At 63.6% G+C, this 20,530-nt stretch carries 18 protein-coding genes; 10 read left to right on the top strand and 8 right to left on the bottom strand.

Features of this window, described 5'->3' with window-relative positions; all coding sequences use genetic code 11:
* Positions 1–4: 4 nt before the first annotated feature.
* Positions 5–1,501 (bottom strand): CoA-acylating methylmalonate-semialdehyde dehydrogenase, encoded by a 1,497-nt coding sequence (locus JQ631_RS06300; protein WP_212324855.1) that lies wholly within the window; start codon positions 1,499–1,501, stop codon positions 5–7.
* A gap of 102 nt (positions 1,502–1,603) precedes the next feature.
* On the opposite strand from JQ631_RS06300, the gene JQ631_RS06295 reads away from it, so the two are divergent.
* Positions 1,604–2,518: a LysR family transcriptional regulator gene (locus tag JQ631_RS06295; protein WP_212324854.1), complete on the top strand. Its 915-nt coding sequence runs from the start codon at positions 1,604–1,606 to the stop codon at positions 2,516–2,518.
* A gap of 123 nt (positions 2,519–2,641) precedes the next feature.
* Here the strand turns inward: JQ631_RS06295 and JQ631_RS06290 are convergent, their stop codons facing one another.
* Both JQ631_RS06290 and JQ631_RS06285 read right to left on the bottom strand, forming a co-directional pair.
* Positions 2,642–3,262: a TetR/AcrR family transcriptional regulator gene (locus JQ631_RS06290; RefSeq protein WP_212324853.1), complete on the bottom strand. Its 621-nt coding sequence runs from the start codon at positions 3,260–3,262 to the stop codon at positions 2,642–2,644.
* 59 nt (positions 3,263–3,321) lie between these two features.
* Positions 3,322–3,861 (bottom strand): PaaI family thioesterase, encoded by a 540-nt coding sequence (locus JQ631_RS06285; protein WP_212324852.1) that lies wholly within the window; start codon positions 3,859–3,861, stop codon positions 3,322–3,324.
* A 153-nt stretch (positions 3,862–4,014) separates the two neighbouring features.
* Here JQ631_RS06285 and JQ631_RS06280 point away from each other — a divergent pair, with 153 nt between their 5' ends.
* The 3 genes from JQ631_RS06280 to JQ631_RS06270 all read left to right on the top strand — a co-directional run bounded on the left by JQ631_RS06280 (position 4,015) and on the right by JQ631_RS06270 (position 7,509).
* Positions 4,015–4,785 (top strand): enoyl-CoA hydratase, encoded by a 771-nt coding sequence (locus tag JQ631_RS06280; RefSeq protein ID WP_212324851.1) that lies wholly within the window; start codon positions 4,015–4,017, stop codon positions 4,783–4,785.
* A 118-nt stretch (positions 4,786–4,903) separates the two neighbouring features.
* Positions 4,904–6,100, top strand: coding sequence for an acetyl-CoA C-acyltransferase (locus JQ631_RS06275; protein WP_212324849.1), 1,197 nt, complete (start codon positions 4,904–4,906; stop codon positions 6,098–6,100).
* 113 nt (positions 6,101–6,213) lie between these two features.
* Positions 6,214–7,509 carry an MFS transporter gene (locus JQ631_RS06270; protein ID WP_212324848.1) on the top strand — a complete coding sequence of 432 codons (1,296 nt, stop codon included), beginning with the start codon at positions 6,214–6,216 and terminating at the stop codon, positions 7,507–7,509.
* Here JQ631_RS06270 and JQ631_RS32260 read toward each other — a convergent pair.
* Entirely contained in the window at positions 7,506–7,829 is a 324-nt protein-coding gene (locus tag JQ631_RS32260; RefSeq protein ID WP_249160173.1) for a carbohydrate porin, read from the bottom strand. The genes JQ631_RS06270 and JQ631_RS32260 overlap by 4 nt on opposite strands.
* A gap of 30 nt (positions 7,830–7,859) precedes the next feature.
* Between JQ631_RS32260 and JQ631_RS06260 the strand changes: the two genes are divergently transcribed.
* Both JQ631_RS06260 and JQ631_RS06255 read left to right on the top strand, forming a co-directional pair.
* Entirely contained in the window at positions 7,860–9,194 is a 1,335-nt protein-coding gene (locus JQ631_RS06260; protein ID WP_212324847.1) for a 4Fe-4S dicluster domain-containing protein, read from the top strand.
* Positions 9,195–9,430: 236 nt separating this feature from the next.
* Positions 9,431–10,561: a sterol desaturase family protein gene (locus tag JQ631_RS06255; RefSeq protein WP_212324846.1), complete on the top strand. Its 1,131-nt coding sequence runs from the start codon at positions 9,431–9,433 to the stop codon at positions 10,559–10,561.
* Positions 10,562–10,633: 72 nt separating this feature from the next.
* Here the strand turns inward: JQ631_RS06255 and JQ631_RS06250 are convergent, their stop codons facing one another.
* On the bottom strand, positions 10,634–11,725 hold the full coding sequence (locus JQ631_RS06250; protein WP_212324845.1) for an alpha/beta hydrolase: 1,092 nt from the start codon (positions 11,723–11,725) through the stop codon (positions 10,634–10,636).
* A gap of 321 nt (positions 11,726–12,046) precedes the next feature.
* On the opposite strand from JQ631_RS06250, the gene JQ631_RS06245 reads away from it, so the two are divergent.
* Entirely contained in the window at positions 12,047–13,522 is a 1,476-nt protein-coding gene (locus JQ631_RS06245; RefSeq protein ID WP_212324844.1) for an FAD-binding oxidoreductase, read from the top strand.
* A 27-nt stretch (positions 13,523–13,549) separates the two neighbouring features.
* On the opposite strand, the gene JQ631_RS06240 is transcribed toward JQ631_RS06245, so the two are convergent.
* From JQ631_RS06240 to JQ631_RS06230, 3 genes are all read right to left on the bottom strand, one after another.
* A complete protein-coding gene (locus tag JQ631_RS06240; RefSeq protein ID WP_212324842.1) occupies positions 13,550–14,086 on the bottom strand; it encodes a hypothetical protein in 537 nt (178 codons plus the stop codon).
* A 242-nt stretch (positions 14,087–14,328) separates the two neighbouring features.
* Positions 14,329–15,888: an acyl-CoA carboxylase subunit beta gene (locus tag JQ631_RS06235; RefSeq protein WP_212324839.1), complete on the bottom strand. Its 1,560-nt coding sequence runs from the start codon at positions 15,886–15,888 to the stop codon at positions 14,329–14,331.
* Positions 15,818–16,792 (bottom strand): IclR family transcriptional regulator, encoded by a 975-nt coding sequence (locus tag JQ631_RS06230; protein WP_212324838.1) that lies wholly within the window; start codon positions 16,790–16,792, stop codon positions 15,818–15,820. The genes JQ631_RS06235 and JQ631_RS06230 overlap by 71 nt, the downstream gene beginning before the upstream one ends.
* 94 nt (positions 16,793–16,886) lie before the next feature.
* Here JQ631_RS06230 and JQ631_RS06225 point away from each other — a divergent pair, with 94 nt between their 5' ends.
* The 3 genes from JQ631_RS06225 to JQ631_RS06215 all read left to right on the top strand — a co-directional run bounded on the left by JQ631_RS06225 (position 16,887) and on the right by JQ631_RS06215 (position 20,523).
* The gene (locus JQ631_RS06225) at positions 16,887–17,108 is read left to right on the top strand and encodes an acyl-CoA carboxylase biotin carboxyl carrier protein subunit (protein ID WP_212324837.1); all 222 of its coding nucleotides are present in this window, start codon (positions 16,887–16,889) and stop codon (positions 17,106–17,108) included.
* A 141-nt stretch (positions 17,109–17,249) separates the two neighbouring features.
* A complete protein-coding gene (locus JQ631_RS06220; RefSeq protein ID WP_212324836.1) occupies positions 17,250–18,416 on the top strand; it encodes a TAXI family TRAP transporter solute-binding subunit in 1,167 nt (388 codons plus the stop codon).
* 34 nt (positions 18,417–18,450) lie between these two features.
* Complete coding sequence (locus tag JQ631_RS06215) at positions 18,451–20,523, top strand: TRAP transporter permease (RefSeq protein ID WP_212324835.1); 2,073 nt, start codon at positions 18,451–18,453, stop codon at positions 20,521–20,523.
* The last annotated feature ends 7 nt before the right edge of the window (positions 20,524–20,530 follow it).

Here is a 20,530-nt window from a genome sequence, read left to right as displayed (position 1 = left end):
AGGATTACTTCATCGTCGGGATCGAGAACTCCGCGCCTTCCTTGACGCCGGACGGCCAGCGCGAGGTCACCGTCTTGGTCTTGGTGTAGAAGCGGATCGAGTCCGGGCCATGCTGGTTGAGATCGCCGAATCCCGACTTCTTCCAGCCGCCGAAGGTGTAATAGGCGATCGGCACCGGGATCGGCACGTTGACGCCGACCATGCCGACATTGACCTTGGCTGCGAAGTCACGCGCGGCGTCGCCGTCGCGTGTGAAGATGGCGACGCCGTTGCCGTAGTCATGATCGGACGGCAAGGCCAGGGCTTCCTTGTAGTCATGCGCGCGCACGACCGAGAGCACCGGGCCGAAGATCTCTTCCTTGTAGATCCGCATGTCCTTGGTGACGTTATCGAACAGCGAACCGCCGAGATAGAAACCCTTCTCGTAGCCCTGCATCTTGAAGCCACGGCCGTCGACGGCGAGGGTCGCGCCTTCCTTGATGCCGATGTCGATGTAGCTCTTGACCTTCTCGACCGCCTCGCGCGTGACCAGCGGACCGTAATCAGCCGACGGATCGATCGAGGTGCCGATCTTGAGGCTCTCGACGCGCGGGATCAGCTTTTCCATCAAGCGATCGGCGGTGGTCTTGCCGACCGGAACGGCAACGGAAACCGCCATGCAGCGCTCACCGGCCGAGCCGTAGCCCGCGCCGATCAGCGCGTCGACGGCCTGGTCCATGTCGGCGTCGGGCATGATGATGGCGTGGTTCTTGGCGCCACCGAAGCACTGGCAACGCTTGCCGGTCTGGGCGGCGCGCTCGTAGATATACTGCGCGATCGGCGTCGAGCCGACGAAACCGACGGCCTTGATATCGGGATCGTCGAGGATGGCGTCGACCGCTTCCTTGTCGCCGTTGACGACGTTGAGGATGCCGGCCGGCAGCCCTGCCTCGATCATCAGTTCGGCAAGCTTCATCGGCACGCCGGGATCGCGCTCGGACGGCTTGAGGATGAAGGCGTTGCCGCAGGCGATCGCCGGCGCGAACTTCCACATCGGGATCATCGCCGGGAAATTGAACGGCGTGATACCGGCGACGACGCCGAGCGGCTGGCGCAACGAATAGACGTCGATACCGGGACCCGCGCCCTCGGTGTATTCGCCTTTCATCAGATGCGGGATGCCGCAGGCGAACTCCACGACCTCGAGGCCGCGCTGGATGTCGCCCTTGGCGTCCGGCACCGTCTTGCCATGCTCGCGCGCCAGGATATCGGCGAGCTTGTCATAGTCGCGCTGCACCAGCTCCAGGAACTTCATCATGATGCGGCCGCGGCGCTGCGGATTGGTGTTGCCCCATTCAGGCTGCGCGTTGCGGGCGTTTTCCACCGCGGCGCGGACTTCGGCCTTGGACGCCAGCGCGACCTTGGCCTGGACGTCACCCGTCATCGGCTCGAAGACGTCTGCCGTCCGGCCCGACGTGCCCTTGACTTCCTTGCCACCGATGAAATGTCCGACTGAACGCATGGAATGATCTCCTTGAGGCCGAGCTTGAACGCTTTGACAAATCCTATCGACCTGCATTTATTGGGATTCAAGTCTGAGATAATGCACCATAGATGTGCGAAAATGCTGGATCAAGGCGCTATCGACTGGGACGACTTCCGCTTCGTGCTCGCCATCGTGCGGGGCGGCTCGGTGTCGGCTGCGGCAAAACAGCTCGGCGTCGACCATGCCACCGTGATCCGCCGCGTCGACCGGCTTGAAAGGCACCTTTCGGCAAAGCTGTTTGATCGGCGCAAGACCGGCTACCTCCTCACCGAGGCCGGCCAGCGCGTCGCCGACAGCGCGGAAACCATGGAATCCACCATCGTCGCCAACCAGGAGCAGGTCGGCGGCTCGGTGGCCCGGCTGACCGGCACTGTACGGATCGGCGCGCCCGACGGCTTCGGCACGTCCTTCCTGGCGCCACGGCTGGCCCCCTTCGCCGACCGCTACCCCGACCTCGATCTGCAACTTGTGGCAACCGCGCGGCTGTTCAGTCTCTCCAAGCGCGAGGCCGATATCGCGATCAGCCTGACCATGCCGAAGGAAGGCCGCATCGTCGGGCGAAAGCTGCTGGATTACCGCCTTGGGCTCTATGCTTCGCCGGCCTATCTCGACCGCTTCCCTGATATCACTGCACGCGAAATGCTGCCGCAGCACCGCTTCGTCGGTTACATCGAGGAACTCCTGTTCACGCCGGAACTCGATTATTTGCCCCAGGTGTCGCCACGGATTTCAGCGCGATTGAGGAGCGCCAATCTGATCGCGCAGCTCAACGCCACACTCGCAGGTTTCGGCATCGCCGTGCTGCCGCACTTCATGGCGAGCGACTATCCGCAGCTTGTGGCGGTGCTGCCCGACGAGGTTTCGATCACCAGGACGTTCTGGATGCTGATGCATGCAGACAGCAAGGATCTCGCACGGATCCGGGCGGTCGCGGATTACATCGGCGAAATCGTGGAGCGCGAGCGGGCGCTGTTTGCGGGGCGGGTTTCGTAGGGTCTGTTAGCCCTGCGGACTGCGCAAAGCGCAGACCGCTTGGCATAACCTGCCACTTCTGTCGCCGGACAAAGACAGTGGTGGGTTACGCTGCGCTAACCCATCCTGCACGTTCAACGGCACCTAATTCTGCTTCGCCTTTTTCACCGCGGTCGGCTTGGGCTCCCGCTTGGCCCCCTCCAGTGCGCTGTCCTTGCCTGCCTTCAACACCTCGTCCGACAGTTCGCTGGAGCCGGCAATGCGCGCCAGCAGCATGGTGCCGGCCATCGTGGCCAGTGTCCCGATCGCCTGCTTGCGCGCGGCCTTGCGCGGCATATTCGGAATGAGATCGGTCATCATCTCGACCATCTCGTCGAGCTTGCCGGCAAAAGCCTTTCGCGTCTTCGGGCTTTCGCGGGCGATCTCCGCACCGAGCGCGGGGATCGAGCAGCCATGACCGGGATTGTCGCGATGGAGCGCCGAGAGATAGGTCTCGACGATCTGGGCGAACTGCTTCTCGGGCGCGACCTGATCGGACTGCTTGCGCCAATGCTCCATCGAGCGGTCCATGGCGTAGCCGAAGGCCTCGATCACCAATGCCTCGCGGGAATCGAAATGCGCGTAGAACCCCCCATGGGTCAGGCCCGCCTCCTTCATGAGGTCGGCGACGCCAATGCCGTGGGCACCTTTTTCGCGCAACCGCACGGACGCCTTCTTGACGATGCGGTCGTGGGTTTCCTGCTTGTGTTCCCGAGAATAGCGCATGCGGCTCTCATTGGATGTCAGAAGTCATTTAATAACACGGATATCGGCCAAACGGCGCATTAATTCCCGGTAAAGATGTTGCCGATCATGGAAAAGGTTGCAGTTGCATGGACTGCGAGGGCCCCCTTGCCGTCGCGCACAAAACCTTCGGCGTAGCTGGTCTGGCGCCCGAGCTTGATCACCTTGCCTTCGGCCGAGATCAGCCCCGACCGGACCGAGAGCGGACGCAGGAAGGTCATCTTCAAATCGAGCGTCACCGACGACTGCCCGGCATCCAGCCGCGTCGAAATCGCGCAGCCCATGGCGGTGTCGAGAAGCGCGGCGGCGGTCGCGCCATGCAGAAGGCCGATGGTATTTTCGAGATCTTCGCGCGGCTCCAGTTCCATGACGATCCGCCCCGGCTCCACCACGCCGACCGTAAACCCGATCAGTTTTGCGAAAGGGGGCGGTGGCAGCCGGCCGTCGCGGATGCCAAGCATGGCATCCATGCCAGACAGGCCCATGGCCACCTTCGCAACCGGCGCCGGGACCTGCCAGTCCACCACGCGCTCGCGCCGCTGCGCAGGTGAAAACAGGTCGAGTTGATCGGCTTCAGTCATCGGCCACCTCTTTGTATGATTGATATCATACTATGCCACGGACTTCGCGCTGACAACTCCGTCCCCACCCGCTTGACAAGAGAGGTGTTTCGGCCCGGAAGTCATCCCGATCAGCGCTGTGGCGCACGTCCACCAAACCTTCGGGATCTCACGATGGAAATGCTCAACAATCACTGCGGCGTCACGCGCGATGCGCGTGGCGTCGTTCATGTCACCATTTGCAACGCCGGCTCGTTGAATATTCTGGGCTCGCCCGTGACCGACGCGGTCCGCGAGGGGCTGCAAAAGCTCGCCACCGACCGCAGCATCCGCGTTGTGGTTCTGCGCGGCCAGAGCGAGAAGAGCATGATCGGCGGCGCCGACATCAAGGAGATGGCCAAGCTCGACCAGAAGTCGGCCGAGGCCTTCATCAGCCGCCTGCGCGATCTCTGCGAGGCCGTGCGCCAATTCCCCGCTCCTATCATCGCACGCATGCCTGGCTGGTGCCTCGGCGGCGGGCTCGAAGTCGCAGCGGCCTGCGACTTCCGGGTCGCTGCGCACGACGCGCATTTCGGCATGCCGGAGGTACGCGTCGGCATCCCCTCGGTGATCCACGCCGCGCTGTTGCCGCGCCTGATCGGCTGGGCCCGCGCGCGCTGGCTGGTGATGACGGCGGAAAACATCGACGCGCCGACGGCGCTGGCCTGGGGCCTGATCGACAAGGTGGCGGCGGCCGGCGGACTGGATGCCGAGATCGAGCACCTCGTGACCGCGTTGCTCGAATGCGGCCCGGAGGCGCTGCGCTCGCAGAAGGCGCTGCTTCGGCAATGGGAGGAACTGCCCCTGACGGAGTCGGTGAACCTGAGCGTCAAGGTGTTCGGCCAGTCGTTCCTGACGGACGAGCCGACGCGGCTGATGCAGTCGTTCGTGAACAGGAAGCGGTAGCCCTCGAACGACCAAATCTCATCCGAACCACGACAATTTCTCATGCCGGGCGCGGTTGCTTTTTTTGCGCCGCATCATATGATGGTCGTAATCCAACAGTCATCGCACGGAGTTTGTCATGGCCGAAGCCGCCGATCCCGTCGTCATCGTCTCAGCCGCCCGCACCCCGCTCGGCCGCTTCATGGGCGAATTGTCGCCGCTTCCTGCGCACAAGCTCGGATCGCATGTGATCAACGCGGCGCTGGACCGCGCCAAGCTCGCGCCCGAAAAGGTCGACGAAGTCTTCATGGGCTGCGTGCTGCCGGCCGGCCAAGGCCAGGCACCGGCGCGCCAGGCCGCACGTAGCGCTGGCCTGCCAGATGCGACCGGCGCGACCACCGTCAACAAGGTCTGCGGCTCCGGCATGAAGGCGACCATGCTGGCGCACGACGTCATCCGTGCAGGCTCGGCCGGGATCGTCGTCTCCGGCGGCATGGAGAGTATGAGCAACGCGCCGTATCTGCTGGCGAAGGCGCGCGGCGGCTATCGCGCTGGTCACGACCGCATCATCGACCACATGATGATGGACGGCCTCGAGGATGCCTACGAGACCGGCCGCTCCATGGGCGATTTCGGCGAAGCCACCGCGGAGGCCTATCAGTTCACCCGCAAGGACCAGGATGCCTATGCGATGGAGACGCTGAGCCGCGCGCGCAAGGCTGTCGAGGGCGGCGCCTTCAAGGCCGAGATCGCGCCGATCACGCTGACCGAAAAGGCGGGCCCTCGCATGATCGCCAATGACGAGCATCCGCTGAAAGTAGATCCCGCAAAAATTCCCGGACTGAGGCCGGCGTTCCGTGCCAACGGCACCATCACGCCAGCCGCCTCCTCCGCCAACGCCGACGGCGCCGCTGCGCTGGTGCTGACGAAGCGCTCGCTCGCCGATCGCAACGGCCTGCCTGCCATCGCCGAGATCAAGGGCCACGCCACCCACAGCCAGGAGCCGCAATGGTTCACCACCGCGCCGATCCCGGCGATCCGCAAGTTGCTGGACAAGGTCGGCTGGAGTGCAGGCGATGTCGATCTCTTTGAAATCAACGAGGCCTTTGCCGTGGTGGCGATGGCGGCGCAGCGCGATCTCGGCATCCTGCGCGACAAGCTCAACATCAATGGCGGCGCCTGCGCGCTCGGCCATCCCATCGGTGCCACCGGCGCGCGACTGATCGTGACGCTGCTGCATGCGCTCGAGGCCAACAATCTCAAGCGCGGCGTTGCGGCGCTCTGCATCGGCGGCGGCGAAGCCACGGCGATCGCGGTGGAGCGTCTCGCGCACTGACGCGCTCAAGTCCGAAAATGAGGGAAGTCTGGCATTTCAGACTTCCCTCTCTCATGACAGACTGCAACAATGACGCGGGTGTCCAGGAGCCCGCCAACCTGGATTGAGGGGCAATGATCTCGAACTGGCTCTCGGCCGCGCTTGGCCGTCGCAACATTCATTACGGCTGGGTGATGGTCGGCGTGACCTTCTTTGCTGCGCTGATCAGCGCCGGCACGGTGGGCGCACCCGGCGTGTTCATCGTTCCGCTTCAGAAGGAGTTCGGCTGGAGCACGGCTGAGATCTCCTCCGCGCTCTCGATCCGCTTCATCCTGTTCGGGCTGATGGCGCCGTTCGCAGCCGCCCTCCTCAATCGCTACGGCCTGCGCAACGTCACGCTGACTGCGCAACTCATCGTCGTTTCGGCGCTGGTGGCCTCGCTCGGCATGACGCAGGTCTGGCAGCTCGTGGCGCTGTGGGGCGTGGTGATCGGCATCGGCACCGGCATGACCGCGCTGGTGCTGGGCGCCACCATCGCGACGCGCTGGTTCGCGGCGCGGCGCGGCCTCGTCATCGGCGTCATGACTGCGAGCGTCGCCACCGGCCAGCTCGTGTTCCTCCCGCTGCTTGCAAGCCTCACCGAACGTTACGGCTGGCGCCTCGCGCTCGGCTTCGTCTGCATCATGCTCGGCGTGTCCGCGGCCGCCGTGGCGCTTGCGATGTGCGACCGCCCGAGCGATCTGGGCTTGCGTCCGTTCGGCGACGAAGGCACCGAGCCTCTGCCCGCACCGCCCGTGAGCCATGGCTCGATCACGGCCGTTGCACTGGGCACGTTGCGTGACGCCTCGAAGTCGCGCGCGTTCTGGATCCTGTTTGCGACCTTCTTCGTCTGCGGCGCCTCGACCAACGGGCTCGTGCAAGTCCACCTGATTCCGATGTGCCTCGATTTCGGCATCCCGCAGGTGCAGGCGGCGAGCCTGCTGGCCGCGATGGGCATCTTCGACTTCTTCGGCACCATCATGTCCGGCTGGCTGTCGGACCGCTATGACAACCGCTATCTCCTGTTCTGGTACTACGGATTGCGCGGACTCTCGCTGATCTTCCTGCCGTTCAGCGACTTCTCGTTCTACGGCCTGTCGATCTTCGCGATGTTCTACGGCCTCGACTGGATCGCGACCGTGCCGCCGACTGTGCGGCTGACCGCGCAGAAGTTCGGACCCGAGCGCGCCAATCTGGTGTTCGGCTGGATCTTTGCCGGCCACCAGCTCGGCGCCGGCACGGCTGCCTTCGGCGCGGGCCTGTCGCGGACGCTGCTGCAGAGCTATTTGCCTGCCTTCTTCATCGCCGGCGCGCTCTGCGTGTTCGCCTCGCTGATCGTGCTGGCGTTGTCGCGGCAACCAAAGCCGCAGACAAAACCCGCGATGGCCTAGTACCTGATCGTGGTGGTGACGCCGAACACGGCGGCGTCACCGATCCGCGATACGCCGGTCGGATCGTTCGGGTCGGCGATACCGCCGGACGGCCTGAAAACGTATTGGAAGTACGGCGCGATCAGCCAGCCCGGCTTGATATGTGCCTCGTAGATCATCTCGATCAGCGTCTCGTTGCTGCGTACCGGTCCCGTGACGCCGGCGTAGAAATTGGTGTCCGCTGAGTCAGCGTATTGCCGGTTTTGACCCGCAGCAGACCTGGAAGATCGAGACCCCGAGTTGCCAGAGCAGCAAGCCGTCGGGCGGAGGACGCGTTTCATTTTTTCACGGTGTGAGTTATGCTGTCATGCATGCAGACCACCGGTTTCGAGGACGCGCTGTCGGCGCGTGTCGACGGGATGCTCGACGCCTGCACCAGGTGCGGCGCCTGCTTTGCGGCGTGCCCGATCACCGCACCGGCTGGACTGGCGGCGGCGGATCCGTCCGCAACAGTCGCCGGCGTACTCGACATTCTCAGGCTTGGTGACGGAACGGCCGAGGCCGAGACGTGGGCCAGATCCTGCACGCTCAGCGGCGCATGCATCAAAGCGTGCGACTATGGCGTCAATCCGCGCTTCCTTCTGGTGATGGCTCGGCTCGCGCTGGCCCGCAAGGCGAGCGAGCCGGCAGCGCGGCGCAAGCGCGGTGTCGATACCTTCAGGAAGCTGAGTCAGGAGGTCACCGTCCTGTCGCAGCTTCAGCTCTCCGAGGAGGCGCTGATCCGGCTCGGGCAACGCCCGGCGAAAGAGCCGCCGCGCGTCGCGTTGCCCGATGTCGTGTTCTACACCGGCTGCAATGTGCTGAGGACACCGCATCTCGCGCTGCTGTGCCTCGATATCATGGACGTGCTTGGCATCGACTACAGGGTCATGGGAGGCCCGACGCACTGTTGCGGGATCCACCAGCTGCGCGCCGGCGATGTCGAGACGTTGTCGCGCTTTGCCGGCAACACCATCAACAAGCTGGCACAGTCGAAGACGGGCGAAGTGCTGACGTGGTGTCCGAGCTGCTTCGTGCAGATCACCGAGAACATGCTGCCGACGTTCGAACGCGCGACGGGAGAGAAGCCGATCGACCTGACGCCATTCGTGCGATTCCTGCATGGCAGGATCGACATATTGCAACCGCTGCTGAAAAGCCGTATCGAGCTTAAGGTCGCGTTGCATCGGCACCCGGGCGTGCCCGGCGTCGCCGAAGCCGCGGAAGCGTTGTTGCGCGCGGTTCCGGGCGTCACGGTGGTCAGGCTCGACGTTCCGGCGGTCGGGTTACAGAGCAACAGCCTTGCGGTGCTGCCGGCGTATCAAAAGGAACTGCAACTGAAAGAACTGGAGCTGGCCGCGCAAGCCGGCGTCGACGTGCTTGTCTCGGTCTACCATACCGACCACCGCGAACTGTGTGCGCATCAACGCGACTGGCCCTTCCATATCCTCAATATCCTGGACATCGTCGGCGCCAGCATGGGGCTGCACCAGGACGACCACTACAAGACGATGAAGATCAAACAAGATGTCGACGCGATCATTTCTGATGCCTCAGACCTGATCAAACGGCACGGCGTTAACCTCGACACGGCACGCGCCGTGATCATCAATGGCATGCTCGGCGATCAACCGCTGCCGCTGCAGGGTCCCCGGCAGCGACCTTAAGACCCTGTGACTGAAGCGCCGTGGACAACTGATATTCCGAAGAAGCGCAGCTGACGAGCCATCCTGAGTGCTCGTCTACGCAATAAACAAATCTCCGCTGATGTCCCCAAATCGGGCTTTTGACTTCTGGCAATTTTAACTTTTATCGGCCATCTACATAACCTAGCCGTTGTATTTGAGAAAACTCTCGCGCGGCTATGCTGACGCGCTTGAGAAACTTTGTCGGGAGACCGTTGATGGCTCAAGAAAGTTCGAGGCCGCGCATCGGCGAAGGGCGCATCGGCAGTTCTCTCTGCGCCGCGATCGGCGTGCTCAGTGTCGCTGCAGTCCTATGCCTGCGCTATCCCGCTTTTCTCACGACGCCTGAGCTGCGCGTCCATTACGACGTCGAGCTACTCCGCCTCACCCTCGCGATCGCCATGGTCGTCGGTGCCTGGCTCGGTGTCATCGGGATCATACTTGGCGGCCCGCGGGTGAGCGCAACGATCGGCCTCAGCGCGCTTTTCCTCGCCACGCTGCTCGGCGGGCCCTATGTGCCGACTCCGGATTTTCTCCAGCCGCGCTTCTATCTCGGTCTCGACTGGCTGGTGCTCGATCTCTTCTTCACCGGCGCGGCATTCGTGCTGCTCGAGTGGATCTTTCCACGGGTGCGGCCTGAGCAAGGGCCGCTCAGCCCCGGCTGGAGACTCGATCTCGCCTATTTCGGCGTCAACCACCTGCTGATCGGCATCTTCCTGGTGGTCTCGACCCATTTTGCCCATGACTATTTCGCCTGGGCGATCAGCCCGTGGCTGCAGGCGCATGTCGTGGCCCTGCCCGCGATCGTCCGCTTCGTGCTGGTGATCCTGGCGGCCGACGCAGTCGAATACATCTCACACCGCGCCTATCACGAGGTGCCGTGGTTGTGGCGAATCCATGCGGTCCATCATTCGCCCGAACACATGGACTGGCTCTCGGGATCGCGCCTCCATTTCTTCGAGCCATTGGCAACGCGCGCCCTGGTGCTGGTGCCGATCTTCCTGCTCGGATTTCCGCAAGACACGATCTTCGCATATCTCGTTTTCATCTCTGTGCAATCGGTGCTGATCCATTCAAACATCAAGATGGATGTCGGCTGGCTGCGGTACGTGATCGTCACGCCGCAATTCCATCACTGGCACCACGCGTCGGACGCCGAGGCCATCGACAAGAACTATGGGGCACACACGCCGCTGTTCGATATGCTGGGTAGAACCTGGCACCTGCCCAAAGACCGCTGGCCGGTCAACTACGGCACGGTGAAGCCGATCCCGGGCGGCATGCTCGGCCAGTTCATGCACCCCTTCGTCGCGCCGGTGAAGGAATTCCTCGAACATCGGAAGCCATGACGCGGCGTGTTCCGCTGTTGCCAAGTCCAGTGACGCTCTAGCGCCTGGGCGACCGGGCCGAGCGCGCCCGCGCTAACGGGAGGCCGTTCGCGACGCGTCCTCGCCGAGTTGCTGGCCCTGTGCGAGCCTCTGCTTGATCATGCCCATGACGGAACTCACGTCGTCGAAGGCTCTGGAGTGCGCGTCGTCGCCGCCGAGATGCGTGAGGTCGAACACCAGGATCTTCTGCTGCGCCAGCGCGCTTTTGTAGGGCTCGTCCTGCGGATTGATGTCGCCGAGACGGGCTATCCCTCCCGCAAGCGACTTCGATAGTTTGAGAGCGATATCGTCCTGCGACAGGAACAGTCCGATACGGGGACGCCGGGGCCCCGGCGTCCCAACCGCGCTGATGAACTCGTCGAACCCGATGTCGGGCGCGACCAGCGCGACGCTCTTCAGCTTCGAGACCGGCCCTCGAGGGGCCCTGCTCCGCAACGCATCGAGCGTCACCAGGCAGCCCATCGAATGGCAAACGAAAGTGATCTCCTTGATTGCGGGATTGGCGTTCACGGTGTCGATCAGCGCAGTCAGCGCCGCGCCCGATTGCCCCGCGACCTTGCGGTCGTACTCATAGGAGCCGAGATTTCCTGCGCCCTGTGATGGCCACGAGAACAGGATGGGAATCACCGGCAGCCGGCCGTCATGAACGAACTGAGCGTAGCGATACACCGCATCGTCGAAACGGTTATTGAAGCCATGAACGAACACCATCGCCTTGTTGCGATGCCCAGTCTTTGCCGCGTTGGTCATGGCAACGTTGAATTCGGCGCGATCGAGATAGCCCGCCGATGCTGTGACGAAGTCCCTGCGGGGATCTCCGGGAGGCGACACGGGCCACTGGATTTCACCTGCCGTGCGCGATCCATCCGGTGGAATCGATACCGTGACTTGGGCGAAAGCCATTTCGCTGGACAGTTCCCGGCCGAACATCTCGCCGGGGTCGCTGCTAGATCGTGTGCGCGTCGTTCCGATCAGGATCGGGACCTGGGAGGTCGCTTCAACGGCCTCGCTGCTCGGGACAAGCACGCCTTGCAGCGGACGCATCGTGCAGGAGGTGGAGATTAGAGCCGTCAGCACGACAGCAGCAACGTGCAAAGACGCAACGATACGGCCCTGCGAATGCATCCGGCCCTCCTCCCGGCGCACACCCCGCGGTCCGGATCAATGTTGTACGTGGCTCTTGCCGGCTCCGATGTCGGACCTGCCAGCGGGTGCATCCCGCAGCAAAGAGGGCCCTGCATACTGCCGATTGATCCAGATCAACGATCCGACCTGGTGACCGGCCGTCTCCCGGACTTCTCAGCGATCCTCTTCTCTCGCGAAGGAGATGAGGATTTCAAGCTGGCACGCCTGGGGTGACATAGACTTCACGGCCCAAACGTGGACAATGAGCCCGAAGCGCTTCGCGCGCGCAGTGCACACCAAGATGCGCCAGAGGAAACAAATATGCCGACCGCCTTCCCGTCGCCCGTCCCCGCCATTCCGACCGCGCCCCTGACCACCCAGCTACGCGATGCCTTGCGCGCGATCGTGGGCGAGAAGGGTCTCATCGAGGATGCGCACGGCATGCAGCCGTTCATCACCGATTGGCGCGGACTGCTGCTTGGCGGGGCCGGCGCGGTCGTTCGCCCTGGCAGCACCGATGAGGTCTCGAAGGTGGTCCGGCTGTGCCATCAGCATGGCGTCGCAATCGTGCCGCAGGGGGGCAACACCGGCCTGATGGGCGGCGCCACACCCTGGCCTGCGCACACCGGTATCGTGCTGTCGCTCGGCCGGATGAATCGCGTGCTGGACATCGATCCCGTTGGCTACGCGATGACGGTCGAGGCCGGCTGCGTGCTGCAAACCCTCCAGGAGACCGCGGCCGGTCACGACAGGTTTTTGCCGCTCAGCCTCGGCGCCCAGGGCTCCTGCATGATCGGCGGCAACCTCTCGACCAATGCCGGCGGCGTACAGGTACTGCGCTACGGCAATGCCCGCAATCTCGTGCTCGGGCTCGAGGTCGTGCTGCCCAATGGCGACGTGTGGGACGGACTGCGCGCGCTGAAGAAGGACAACACCGGCTACGACCTCAAGCACCTCTTCATGGGCGCCGAGGGGACGCTCGGCATCATCACCAAGGCCGTGCTCAAGCTGTGGCCGGCGCCGAAGGACATCAGCACCGCGTGGCTCGCGGTGCGCGATCCCCGCGCGGCGCTGGAAATTCTCTCCGAAGCGCATGCGGCGTCCGAGGACAATGTCGGGTCGTGCGAGCTGCTGAGCCGCGCGGCCGTCGACCTCGTGATGCGCCACATTCCCGGCGTCCAGGATCCGCTCAAGGCGAATACGCCGTGGTACCTGCTGCTCGAATGGTCGTCCTCGCGCCCGCGGCAGGACGGGGCCGATGGCATGTCGGAGAAGCTGGAGCAGTTTCTCGCCGATCAACTCGAGGCCGGCCGCGTGCTCGACGCGGTGATCGCGCAGACCGTCAGTCAGTCGCGCAACATGTGGCGCATCCGGGAAGCCATGGCCGAGGCGTCACGCGCCGAGGGCCCGGGGATCAGCTACGACATCTCGGTGGCGATCTCCAAGATTCCAGAGTTCATCGACAAGGGGCTCAAGGCATCGCTCGACATTCTCCCGAGCATCCGCCCTTATCCTTTGGGGCACATCGGCGACGGCAATCTGCACTTCTCGTTCATGGGCCCCATCGGCATGGATCAGCAGACGCTGAACCAATACACCGCCGCCATCACGCGGGCCGTGAACGATCTCGTCACCTCCATGGGCGGCTCGATCTCGGCGGAGCACGGCATCGGTATCGAAAAGCTCGACGAGCTCAGCCACTACCGCTCGAAGACCGAGCTCGACATCATGCGCACGATCAAGCGCGCGCTCGATCCGCAGAACATCATGAACCCGGGCAAGGTGCTGCGGGTGTGATGGAGCCCGAGCACCCTCGCCGTTTGCTCAGGCGCGCGGGTTGACGATGGTGTAGCCCCGCAGCGACCGCGCGTGCATGCGCGTGGCGTGACCGCCCGAATTGGCGTCATACGCCATCCACATGTCTCCGCCGAGGGGCTGCTCCAGAACGAAGACATGTCCGCGTCGCGCCGCGACCATCCCCGGCGCCGGCGCCGCGCGCGGAAAGCGCAGCCAGTTCGACGCGAGATTCAATTCCGGCACAAGATGACCGAATACGCGCAACGCCGCGCCGCAGCCGCAGAAGGACGACGGGCATCCGGCCGGACGACCGCCGATGACACGATCGCCGGTAGCGCTGATGGTGGTGGCGGTGTAACCCGCGTTGGTCACCGTCATCTGTGTCGTGCGATAGGCCTGTAATGACGGCCTCTGAGCCCGCTCGCGGCGCGGCTGCGCATACGAGAAGTCGCAGGGCATGGTGACGTTGCACCCAGGCGCCTGAAGAGCGCGATAGGGCCGCGCTTCCGCTGTGGCTGAGGCGGCGACAACAAAAATGAACGCAGAAAGAACTGGCTTGATCATTTGCAGGAATCCGAATTGGAGGATCCTGCCCCGGCGACGAGAGACCAATATTGGTTTGGCCGAAATGCGTCTGAACAACGGCCGAAAATGGCGGTCTTTGGGCGGAGTTAACGTGCGTTAAACTCCTTTCGCGCGTAACCGGAGCGCGCAACAACCGTCATTGCGCGCGAAGCGAGGCAATCCAGACTTTTCCGCCGCGAGATTCTGGATTGCTTTGCTTCACGCGCAATGACGGGGAGAGCTTACGGCCGGATCGTCATGTTCTCCGGCGGTCCCGCCTTGCGCAGGGGCTCGGCGAGGCGCGCGAACTCACACAGCAGCGAGCGCGTCTTGCGGGGATCGATGATCTCCTCGACCCAGAATTTTTCGGCCGAGCGGAACGGCGAGCGCAGCTTGTTCAGCCGCTCCTGGATCTCGTTGAGCTTGGCGGCCTTGTCTTCGGCCGCATCAATGTCGGCACGGTAAGCGGCTTCGATGCCGCCTTCGAGCGGCAACGAGCCCCAATAGGCCGACGGCCAGGCGTAGCGGATCGAGAAGCGGTCGGCCGGCTGATGCACGACACCGGCAACGCCGAACGCGTTGCGCAGGATGACGGTGCACCAGGGCACGGTGGTCTGGTTGACCGCGGCCATCGCGCGGACGCCGTGGCGGATGGTGGCCGCCTTCTCGGCATCGAGCCCGATCATGAAGCCGGGGCAATCCATGAGATAGACGATCGGAAGATGGAAGGTCTCTGCGAAGTCGACCCAGCGCACCACCTTCTGGCAGGCATCCGCCGTCCACGAGCCGCCATAGTGAAAGCTGTCGCTGGCGAGCACCATCACCGCCCTGCCCTCGAGCCGCGCCAGACCGACGATGATCGGTTTGCCGAAATTCCCTGCGACCTCGAAGAACGAGCCCTTGTCGACGACCGATTCCACGATCGGCCGTATCTTGTAGACCTGCTTGCGGTTGCGCGGCACCGCGTTCATCAGCGCTTCTTCGATGCGCTCCGGATTATCGGCGCAGGGCAAGGTCGCCGGGAGTTCGTAGACCGATGACGGCAGATAAGAGAGAAAGCGCCGCGCGCAGGCAAACGCCTCCTCCTCGGTGTCGACGGCATGATCGACCGCGCCGGCGCGCGTCTGGATGTCGGCGCCACCGAGCTCTTCCTTTGTGAGGTCCTGCCCGAGCGCCTTCACCACAGGCGGCCCCGCGACGAACATCGCGGATTTCCTTGTCATGATGGAATAGTGGCTGGCGGCAAGACGCGCGGCACCCAGGCCCGCGACCGAGCCGAGGCCGAGCGCGACGACAGGCACGCGCGACAGGTTTTCCGTCGTGAAGCGATACCAGCGCGTACCGCCGATTCCTCCGGGCAAATTCGCCGCGCCCTTGGTCTCGATGGTCTTGACCGAGCCGCCGCCGCCGGAGCCTTCGATGATGCGGACGATGGGGAGACGAAAGTCGTGCGCCATCTCCTCCGCCATCAACGGCTTTGCCGAGATCGACGCATCGGCCGAGCCGCCGCGCACGGTGAAATCGTCGCCGACCACCACGACCGTGCGGCCGTCGATACGCGCGCGGCCGAACACGCAGTTCGCCGGCGTCACAGTCTTCAGCTCGCCCCTGGGATCGTACTCGCCGATGCCGGAGACGGCACCGATCTCGTGGAAGCTATTCTCGTCGATCAGCTTGTCGATGCGTTCCCGAACAGTCAGCCGGCCCTGGTCATGCTGTCGCTTGACCTTGTCAACGCCGCCCATCTCCTGCGCGAAGGCTTCGCGCCGGGCGAGCTCGTCGAGTTCCGGCTTCCAGTTCATTCACTCCCTCCGAATGGATCGGCTTGTTATTGTTATGCACGGCCATGGCGACCGGTTTGCGCGAGATGCGGCTGTTGAAGGCGTCGCCTTCGGCGCCTTCCATCAGGCTGCCCAGCGAACGGCCGAGCGCCAGCATCACCGGCGCGACCTCCGCATGCAGACGCTGTTCGTCGTACATCGCCGAGAGCAGGCCGATCGTGATGACGACGAAGGTCTGGTACTGCGGTGACCAGATCGGGACCGCGAGGCCATTGATGTGCGGGCTCCACAAACCGCAGGCCGTCACGTAGCCGCGCTCGCGCAGCGACTGCCTGTTGGCCTCGATGCGGGGCCGCAGGATCTTTGCAGCTTCCGGCGCTTCGCGCTCCATGTCGTTGATGAAGGCATCGCCGACCTCGGGCGCCAGCGCCGCGCTGTAGGCCGCGCCCGCCGCAGTCGAGGCCATCGAGATGCGGCTGCCGGTGCCCTCGTGCAGGCCGAGCGCAGACGGTGAGCGCGCGAACTGGAGATAGACCAAGTGGAAGCGGTCGGGCACGACGAAGCCGACGGTGCCGGGCAATTGCTCGGCGACTTCCTGCAGCCGCTGACGGATCATGCTGCGCAGCTGTGCACCCTTCATCATCGAGGCGCTCATCGCCACCGCGCTCGGACCGATCCGATACTTCTGGTCACGCGGCAGGTAAACCAGTTGCCCCATGCGCGTCAGCGTGTGCGTGAGCCGCGACACCGTCGAACGCGGCAGACCGCAGCGATTTGAAATCTCGAGATTGCCGAGCCTCGCATCGTGGCCCTCGAAGCATCGCAACACGTCGAACGCGCGCGACACCACCTGGATAACATCACCCTCACCGGCATCGCCAGCGAGCGCACCTTGCCTGCTCAAGCGCTCAGAACGTCGTCCCATGATCCCTACCGTTTGTTCCGCTGTGCGGAATTAAATTCCACTTGCAGACGACGCTACCTCAGGCATTTTGCGACGACAACAAAAAGGCGATGGCATGCCAGAAATTAAGATCGTCACGGAGGTGGCCGGTCGTGTCTGCGCAACTCCCGTGCAAGTTGGAGGAACCGTCGCCGACGGCGATGAGATTGTGGTCGTCGAAGCCATGAAGATGGAGATACCGGTGTCCTCGCCCGCGTCAGGCACGCTCAAATCGCTGCTCGTGAAGATCGACGACCGCGTTGCTGAAGGCCAGGCGATCGCAATCGTCGCAAGCTGACTGAGTCGATTCCGCGACAATCTGCCTGCTTGCTGCCTGCGCGGTCCTGCGTTGCCATTGTCTGACGGCAATGACATGATTTGTTTTAAACAAAGAAAGAAAATCTTCGCGGCGAAAGCGAGGATAGCGGGAGGAAAAAATATGCGTCGTGGGCTGATCGTGCTCGCGCCCGTCTTGGTTGCGGGCATTTCTTTTGTGTCTACTAGCTATGCATTCGCCGAAGACATCAAGCTGCCGGCGACATTGACGTTCACGGCCTATGACACCGGAACCGCGGGCTTCAACATCGCGGTCGGCGTCGGCAAGATGATGAAGGACAAGTTCGGCACCGACGTGCGTGTGCTGCCCGCGGGCAACGACGTCGCGCGGCTCGCGCCGCTGCGTGCCAAGCGTGCGGCATCATCTGCGATGGGATCGGGCACCTATTTCGCACAGGAAGGCGTGTTCGAATTCGGCGCGAAGGAATGGGGCCCGCAAGCGCTGCAGATCATGCTTTCCAGCGTCGATTGCAATTGCGGTTCGCTTGGCGTCGCAGCCGATGTTGGCGTGAAAGATCTGAAAGACCTGAAAGGCAAGCGCGTCGGCTTCGTCGTCGGCTCGCCCGCGCTGAACCAGAACTCGCTCGCGGTGCTCGCCTTCGCCGGGCTGACGCAGAAAGACGTCAAGGTCGTCGAATTCGCAAGCTACGGCGCGATGTGGAAGGGCCTCGTCAACAACGACACCGATGCCGCGTTCGGCACCACCATCACCGGCCCCGCCAAGGAAGCCGAGACCTCGCCGCGCGGCCTCGTCTGGCCGCCGCTCCCCGCAGGCGACAAGGAAGGCTGGGCGCGGATGCATAAAGTCGGCTCGTTCTTCTTTTCGCAGCTTGCAACCTGCGGTGCAGGCATCACGCCCGAGAAGCCGATCGAGCTCGGCAACTATCCCTACCCGATCTTCGTCGCCTACGCGTCGCAGCCCGCCGACCAGGTCTATGCGATGACCAAGGCGATGATCGTGAACTACGATGCCTACAAGGACTCCGCGCCCGGCGCCGGTGGCCTCGCCGCCGATCGCCAGACCAGGAACTGGGTGGTGCCGGTGCACCCGGGCGCCGTGAAGGCCTTGAAAGAAGCCGGGCAATGGTCCGACGCGCAGGAGGCGCACAACAACAATTTGATCAGGCGGCAGGAGGTGCTCGCGGCCGCCTGGACCGACTACGGCAAGTCCAATCCGCCCGCGGATGACAAGGCCTTCCTCGACGGCTGGATGAAGGCACGCGCCGCTGCTCTTGCGAAGGCCAACATGCCGAACGGGTTCGAGGACTAGTACAGCGGTTACCAGCCCACGCGCGGGGTCGATCATGTCTGCTTCAATTTCCACCGGCCCCGAGGGCGACGCCAAGCGGGTCGTGTTCGACGATCCTCATGGTGCTGCCGGCAACATGCAAGAGGCGGAGGTCACGCGCGTCCGCAGCTTGCGCGGTGCCTGGCGCTGGGCTCTGGTGGCCGCGACCGCCGCAACGATCCTTCTCTGCATCAACCAGCAATTCTCGCTGCGCTTCTTTATAAGCTACACCCAGCTCAACACGGAGTATTTTTATCTCCTGATCGCCTTGATGCTGCCGTTCACCTTCCTGATCTTTCCGGGCAACGAGCGTGCCCCGCTCGAGCGCATTCCGTGGTACGACCTCGTCTTCTTCGTCATGACCATCGCTGCCGCGCTGCTCCTGATGTCGAACGTGCGCAAGGCGGCTGAAGCCGGATGGGAATTCGGCGGCGCGCCGAACAGCGTAATCGCAGCCGGCCTCGTGATGTGGGTGATGCTGATGGAGGCCCTGCGCCGCACCGGCGGCTGGAGCCTGCTGCTCAGTGTGCTTCCCTTCACCATCTATCCGCTGTTCGCCGAATCCGCCTGGCTCGGTCCGTTCCGCGGCACGCAGTCCACCTTGGAACAGGCGACCGCCTATCATGTACTCTCGGGCGAAAGCCTGCTCGGCATTCCGATACAAGCCTTCGCCGACACCGTGATCGGCTTCCTCGTGTTCGGCACTGCGCTGATGATGACTGGCGCTGGGAAATTCTTCATCAATCTCGCCTTCGCACTGTGCGGCACATTCCGAGGCGGCGCCGCGAAGGTCTGTATTTTTGCCAGCGGCCTGCTCGGAATGATGTCGGGCTCGATCATTTCCAACGTGCTGACCGCCGGCACCATGACCATCCCCGTCATGAAGAAAAGCGGGTTCCGCGCCTCCTATGCCGGCGCGATCGAAGCCTGCGCCTCGACCGGTGCGGTGCTGGCACCGCCGGTGATGGGCGCGACCGCGTTCGTGATCGCTCAATTTCTCAATGTCAGCTACGCCGACGTCGCGGTCGCCGCGATCATTCCCGCTGCGCTCTACTATGTCGGTCTATTCATGCAAGTAGACGCCTATGCCGCCCGTCACGGGCTCAAGGGCATTCCGCGGGCGGACCTGCCGCGCGTCATGGATACGATCAAGGACGGCTGGTACTACGTTTTCGTCATCGCGCTGCTGATCGTGATGCTTCTGTACTTCAAACGCGAAAGTCATGCACCGTTCTATGCGACCGCGCTGCTGCTGGTGCTCAATCAGCTGTTCTCCAAGGACACACGCTGGACACTGGCAACCATCGGCAAGTTCCTCGAGGTCAACGGACGCACCTTCGTCGAGCTCGTCGGCATCCTCGCCGGTTGCGGCCTCCTGATCGGGGCGTTCTCGATGACCGGCGTGGTGTCGAGCCTTGCCAACGACCTCCTGCACATCGCCGGTGACAATCCCTTCCTGCTGCTCGGCATGTGCGCTCTCACCAGCCTCATCCTCGGCCTCGGGCTGACAACGACGGCCTGCTACATCTTCCTCGCGATCCTGGTTGCGCCCGCGCTCGAGAAGCTCGGACTAAACAGGATGGCGGTCCACATGTTCATCTTCTACTGGGGCATGCTGTCGTCGATCACACCGCCCGTTGCGATCGCCTCCTTCGCCGCAGCCGGCATTGCGGGTTCGCCGGCGATGAAGACAGGCTGGGAATCGATGTGGGTTGGCAGCATCATCTACTTCATCCCGTTCTTCTTCGTGCTCAATCCCGTACTGGTGCTGCAGGGACCGAGCCCCTATCTCGCCGGCCTCGGCCTGATGGGCATGGCCGCATTCGGCACACTCTTCATCTGCGGCGGCATCCAGGGCTATCAACCGTTCGTCGGGGACCTTCGTGGTACCGGCGCGCTGGAATGGCCGATCCGCATTCTGCTGGTGATCGGCGGCTTCGTCGTGGCCACCCCCGGCGGCGGGATCATGCCTCTGTCGCAGTTGCAGGTGACGCTGCTCGGGCTTGCGATCCTGGTGCCTACGGTTTTGGTCGCACTGCTGCTGGTCCGGCGACAGGGAATGCTGCCGAACGGGTTGCGTGCACCCTGATTGCGTT

The sequence above is a fragment of the Bradyrhizobium manausense genome (assembly GCF_018131105.1).
Taxonomy (GTDB): Bacteria; Pseudomonadota; Alphaproteobacteria; order Rhizobiales; family Xanthobacteraceae; genus Bradyrhizobium; species Bradyrhizobium manausense_B.
This window is presented reverse-complemented; position numbering and strand designations above follow the sequence as displayed.

What these genes read in the sequence shown, in the direction of transcription:
- JQ631_RS06275 (WP_212324849.1), top strand. Translation starts at nt 4,904, where the DNA reads ATGGCCGAAGCCGCCGATCCCGTCGTCATCGTCTCAGCCGCCCGCACC.
- JQ631_RS06245 (WP_212324844.1), top strand. Translation starts at nt 12,047, where the DNA reads ATGCCGACCGCCTTCCCGTCGCCCGTCCCCGCCATTCCGACCGCGCCC.
- JQ631_RS06220 (WP_212324836.1), top strand. Translation starts at nt 17,250, where the DNA reads ATGCGTCGTGGGCTGATCGTGCTCGCGCCCGTCTTGGTTGCGGGCATT.
- JQ631_RS06290 (WP_212324853.1), bottom strand. Translation starts at nt 3,262, where the DNA reads ATGCGCTATTCTCGGGAACACAAGCAGGAAACCCACGACCGCATCGTC.
- JQ631_RS06240 (WP_212324842.1), bottom strand. Translation starts at nt 14,086, where the DNA reads ATGATCAAGCCAGTTCTTTCTGCGTTCATTTTTGTTGTCGCCGCCTCA.
- JQ631_RS06285 (WP_212324852.1), bottom strand. Translation starts at nt 3,861, where the DNA reads ATGACTGAAGCCGATCAACTCGACCTGTTTTCACCTGCGCAGCGGCGC.
- JQ631_RS06280 (WP_212324851.1), top strand. Translation starts at nt 4,015, where the DNA reads ATGGAAATGCTCAACAATCACTGCGGCGTCACGCGCGATGCGCGTGGC.
- JQ631_RS06260 (WP_212324847.1), top strand. Translation starts at nt 7,860, where the DNA reads ATGCAGACCACCGGTTTCGAGGACGCGCTGTCGGCGCGTGTCGACGGG.
- JQ631_RS06255 (WP_212324846.1), top strand. Translation starts at nt 9,431, where the DNA reads ATGGCTCAAGAAAGTTCGAGGCCGCGCATCGGCGAAGGGCGCATCGGC.
- JQ631_RS32260 (WP_249160173.1), bottom strand. Translation starts at nt 7,829, where the DNA reads ATGAAACGCGTCCTCCGCCCGACGGCTTGCTGCTCTGGCAACTCGGGG.
- JQ631_RS06295 (WP_212324854.1), top strand. Translation starts at nt 1,604, where the DNA reads ATGCTGGATCAAGGCGCTATCGACTGGGACGACTTCCGCTTCGTGCTC.
- JQ631_RS06270 (WP_212324848.1), top strand. Translation starts at nt 6,214, where the DNA reads ATGATCTCGAACTGGCTCTCGGCCGCGCTTGGCCGTCGCAACATTCAT.
- JQ631_RS06250 (WP_212324845.1), bottom strand. Translation starts at nt 11,725, where the DNA reads ATGCATTCGCAGGGCCGTATCGTTGCGTCTTTGCACGTTGCTGCTGTC.
- JQ631_RS06215 (WP_212324835.1), top strand. Translation starts at nt 18,451, where the DNA reads ATGTCTGCTTCAATTTCCACCGGCCCCGAGGGCGACGCCAAGCGGGTC.
- JQ631_RS06225 (WP_212324837.1), top strand. Translation starts at nt 16,887, where the DNA reads ATGCCAGAAATTAAGATCGTCACGGAGGTGGCCGGTCGTGTCTGCGCA.
- JQ631_RS06235 (WP_212324839.1), bottom strand. Translation starts at nt 15,888, where the DNA reads ATGAACTGGAAGCCGGAACTCGACGAGCTCGCCCGGCGCGAAGCCTTC.
- JQ631_RS06230 (WP_212324838.1), bottom strand. Translation starts at nt 16,792, where the DNA reads ATGGGACGACGTTCTGAGCGCTTGAGCAGGCAAGGTGCGCTCGCTGGC.
- JQ631_RS06300 (WP_212324855.1), bottom strand. Translation starts at nt 1,501, where the DNA reads ATGCGTTCAGTCGGACATTTCATCGGTGGCAAGGAAGTCAAGGGCACG.